Genomic DNA, 1,500 nt, shown 5'->3' with positions numbered 1-1,500 from the left:
ATGCCGGTGGGCGCCGATCGGGACCACGTTCTGCTCGGGCCGCCGGGGAAGCTCGACCTGCCCTCGGACCTCTCGACGGGCGGTGCGGGCGGCCCGCACGGTGCCTCCGCCGGGGACAGCCGGGGAATCTTCGGGTCCCGGCGGGCCACGGTCGTCGCCGCCATTGTCGTGGTCCTCTTCTTGGCCCTCGGGGCGACCTTCGCCGTGGTGCTGACCGGCCGTGACTCCGGGGCGGACGCGGTGGCCGCCCCGGCGGTCACCGCGTCGCCGGCCCCATCCGCCACCGGCCCGACCGGGCCACCCGCCTCCGCCGTGAACCTCGTCCGGGTGGCGGGATCCTCGGAGGTCGCCCCGATTACCGAGACCGTCTACAACGAGTTCCGTCAGGTGCAGCGCAACGTCACCGTCAGCATCGAGCCCACGACGACCGAGGACGGTTTCGCCGCGCTGTGCAGCGGCAAGGCCGACATCGCCGGCGCCTCGTTCGAACTCAATCCCGGATTCGTCAAGAACCCCGACTGCGAGAAGAAGGTCGTCGGGTTCGAGGTGGCGTACCACACCCTGCCGATCGTGGTCAACCCGCAGAACACCTGGCTGCACTGTCTGACCCTGCGGCAGGTCAAGCAGGTGTGGGGGGCCGGTTCCGCCGTCACCCGGTGGAGCCAGATCGACCCGTCGTTCCCGGACGAGCCGATCACGTTTGTCGGGCCGCCGCGCGGCTCAGTGCAGGCGCAGGTGTTCAACGCCACGATCAGTAACGCCAGCGACCGGTCCCGCGACTACCGGCAGGCCGATCTCAGTGGGGTCGCCAACGACGTGGCCGCCGACCGCTCGGCCATCGGCTACCTCGACTTCCCCACCTACGAGACCTTCGGCACCAAGCTGCGCGGCGTCGAAATCAACAATGGTGACGGGTGCGTGGCGCCGAACGCCGTGTCGGTCGGCACCGGCGTCTACCTGCCGCTGTGCAAGCCGCTGTTCGTCTACGCCCGCACGGACGCCCTGCGCCGGCCGGCGACCGCAGCCTTCCTGCGCTACTACCTGGAAAACGGCCGGAAGATCGCCTTCGACGCGCACTACGTCCCCCGCAACGACGACACGGTCGGGGAGAACGTCGCCAAGCTTGCGAGCCTGACGACCGGCGTGGGACCCGTGCCGGCCTAGCCAGCCGGTCTCGTGGGGCTCGGCGGACAGGTTGGGCAGGCCCGGATGGCGCTAGACCTGTCGCGTTGTCGCGCGGTCGTCGACTGTCTGATGACGGTCACGATCGTGCCGACCGGGCGACGGGGGTCGACACACCGATCCGCGATCCTCCCCAAGGGGGTGATACGGGGCCGCTGTTATGCGGGAGTCGACGCCGACGGCGGTGAGGGACTTGGCTAGCTCGGGGAGCAGCTCGGCCCTGTCACGCGCCGTACGCTGCCATCGACAGACGTTCGACTCGCCCGAACATTAGTTCGGGCGAGCGCCCTGCTGGGAGTGCGTTTCTCTGGTAGGGAG

1 protein-coding gene is annotated in these 1,500 nt (G+C 69.9%); it reads left to right on the top strand.

Translation table 11 applies throughout. The features are described 5' to 3' along the window. On the top strand, positions 1–1,164 hold a 1,164-nt coding region (locus ACY45C_RS15260; RefSeq protein WP_462188262.1), incomplete at its 5' end, for a substrate-binding domain-containing protein. Positions 1,165–1,500 lie beyond the last annotated feature (336 nt).

This window comes from Frankia sp. CcWB2 (genome assembly GCF_977927585.1).
The sequence above is the reverse complement of the archived record's forward strand: the minus strand, read 5'-3'. Positions and strand labels throughout refer to the sequence as shown.